A 2,595-nucleotide genomic window follows, 5' to 3' on the forward strand; every position below is an offset into this window, starting at 1 on the left:
AAAATAAGTAATTCAAAACTAACAGGTGCTTTAGTAGAAGATCTTGGAGCTATTTAGACAGCTCTTTTTTTATTCAAACTAACGAGGCAGTTTAGTTGAACAAGGAATTTGTTACATCACGTGTTGAAAAATCATCTCACGTATCAACTCCTTAAATACATTCCGCTAATGCTACTGTTGACGCATTAAACGGAATTTTTTATTATTCAACTAACGGGGTGCTTTAGTTTAAGAATCGGCTGCCTTTCCTGGGCATCTTTTTCTTATTCCGTAATGGAGTTAACTTGTTCTTGTTGTGGATAGAGCATACAAAGCCTCTATCGAATCGCTGGTTTGTGGATGGAGATAACCGCATATTTTTTCATGAATACAACCCCTTTTAGTTTTTATATTGTTCTCTTTCCAAATTATCTTCTAGCTTTCCTGTTACTGCGTTGAACATTAAATAAATCATATTTTTCTTGGCCTTATCCCAACCGATAACCTGCACAATTGGAACGTTTTTTTTCAGGTGTTTAGTGAAACCAAAATTATATCCCTTAGCAAAAGTGTCTCCTGGATATATTTTGGTGGTTTTTAGTGCCACTTTTAGTAATTCAGGTGTATCATACTTAAAATCTTCAACTTTAGAAATAAATTGATTTTTAGGCATAGCGTCCATTTCATTAGGCACATGCACTTTATCTAGTACCTTTCCGTCTCGGATAGTTACTAGATAAAAGTCTGTTTTACCCGGTATACCAAATTCGATGTTCCAATTTTTTCTTCTGCCGTCCATTCCTGTTGGCACTTTATCCTTGTCAACACTAGTTCCACTATATAACATCGCTTCTTTATTCCATTTAAGTGCTTCTTTATGGGCCATTTCAAGTGCTTCTTTTAATGTTAAGCCCATTTCTATGTCAGGGAAAAAAGCAACTTCTGATTCTATGTTCGAATCCATCGTAGTATCTTGGTCTGTACTTTGTTGACAACTAACTAAAAATACACAAATGAAGAGAAGTAAAAGATTTTTCTTCATTAATTTCTCCCTCCTAGGGATAGTATAAAAACGATTAACATCTTTTTCATTTTCTTCAATACACCTCTTTACGACTTTATCGAATTGATTGTATTGTTACCTTTTCTGAATAAAGTATGTGCTTATTCAACTAACGGAGGGCTTTACTTCAATAAGGAGTAGAGCCTTTTTCTTATGGAACTAACGGGGCAGTTTAGTTTAATGGAAAATGTTATAATATTATTAAAATTTAGGAAACGGAGTTTGGAAAATGAAGAGTATTAAAAGATTGATTCAAGTCATCTTAGCAAGTACATCAATCCTAATTATTAGTGGATGTTTCTCTAAAGATGATCTGAATCAACCAATACAAGAATATTTAAAAACAAACTATGGAATACAAGATGAGTTTTCTATTATTAAGACAACTAATAATTGGTTTGAAGGTATTGACCATCAAACTTATATAGAAATGAAAAAGCCGTATCGTGCTTATCCGTCCCTAATGATTAAAAGAGATACTTTGAAAATTTTAAAAGAGGAAAGTAGTGATATCTATTTCGAACAATTCAAGGGTGCATATATTGAGCAACATCCAGAAGTAGTTCAAGTAATGAGACAGATCATAAAAAATTATGGGTTAGTAAAATATCCTAATAAAACTGTCCCAGAAGAAAATGGTCCTATTCGTATATTTCCTTACGATAACATGGAGTTTAATATAAATGATTCTAAAGAGCTACTTGATGATTTTAAAAAGACTCAAAAGATTGATACTATTGATCTTTTACCTACATTAATACCAAGTGACCCCCGACGTGAAAATTATAATAGCAGGTATGTAGGTGTGGTTAATTTTCTATTTGAATTTGATATAAATAAAAATAAACATCCTATTCCAAAGGCCAAGGATCTAATTGAGGACTTTCAAAAGAGTGGAGTATTAACAAAAGGTATATACAACATAGATATGTTAGTAGATGATTCAAATCCAGATCATTTTGTGGGATGGGAATATAATAATGTTGCTTTGTTTGAAGTCGATAAAAACGGTAAATATACCATAATTGCTACTCCTAAATATGATGATTTAGATAGAACTTACTACTATGGTGATTACGCAGCTACAAAATAGAATAGAATTTTAGGTTGAATTACTTAACTGGAGTTGACCCAAAATACACGTGGTACTATTCCTATTAGTAATAAACTTCCTCATATTACTTATATCGAGAAAAGCTCGAGACAGGAAAGGCGCATGATATTGAATTATCACAAAGTCCAATCATACATTTAATTATATGGATTAAATAATTATTTTCCCAAAAAAACTATTGGGGATTTAAGGGGATAGAATGAATCTTCTTCAACTAATGTTAAGTTAGTTAAAGAAGACATGTGCTTATTATCTTCCACAATCGGGCGCTATTGTTTAATAAGCGTCGCTGTTCTTCTTAAACTAACGGGTGCTTTATTTCAATAAGGAGTAGAGCCTTTTTCTTATTGAACTAACGGGGCAGGATAGTTTAAGAAGCAAATAAAAGGAGGGGAATTATGAAGAATATAATTAGGTACGGGTTTTTCATGTTTACAAT

At 32.3% G+C, this 2,595-nt stretch carries 2 protein-coding genes; one reads left to right on the forward strand and one right to left on the reverse strand.

What is annotated here, in order from left to right; all coding sequences use genetic code 11:
* Nucleotides 1–379 precede the first annotated feature (379 nt).
* Nucleotides 380–1,021: a hypothetical protein gene (locus tag BK137_RS21595; RefSeq protein ID WP_038181001.1), complete on the reverse strand. Its 642-nt coding sequence runs from the start codon at nucleotides 1,019–1,021 to the stop codon at nucleotides 380–382.
* A 250-nt stretch (nucleotides 1,022–1,271) separates the two neighbouring features.
* On the opposite strand from BK137_RS21595, the gene BK137_RS21600 reads away from it, so the two are divergent.
* Nucleotides 1,272–2,135 carry a hypothetical protein gene (locus BK137_RS21600; protein ID WP_038181003.1) on the forward strand — a complete coding sequence of 288 codons (864 nt, stop codon included), beginning with the start codon at nucleotides 1,272–1,274 and terminating at the stop codon, nucleotides 2,133–2,135.
* The last annotated feature ends 460 nt before the right edge of the window (nucleotides 2,136–2,595 follow it).

Source organism: Viridibacillus arenosi (genome assembly GCF_001955655.1).
GTDB lineage: Bacteria > Bacillota > Bacilli > Bacillales_A > Planococcaceae > Viridibacillus > Viridibacillus arenosi.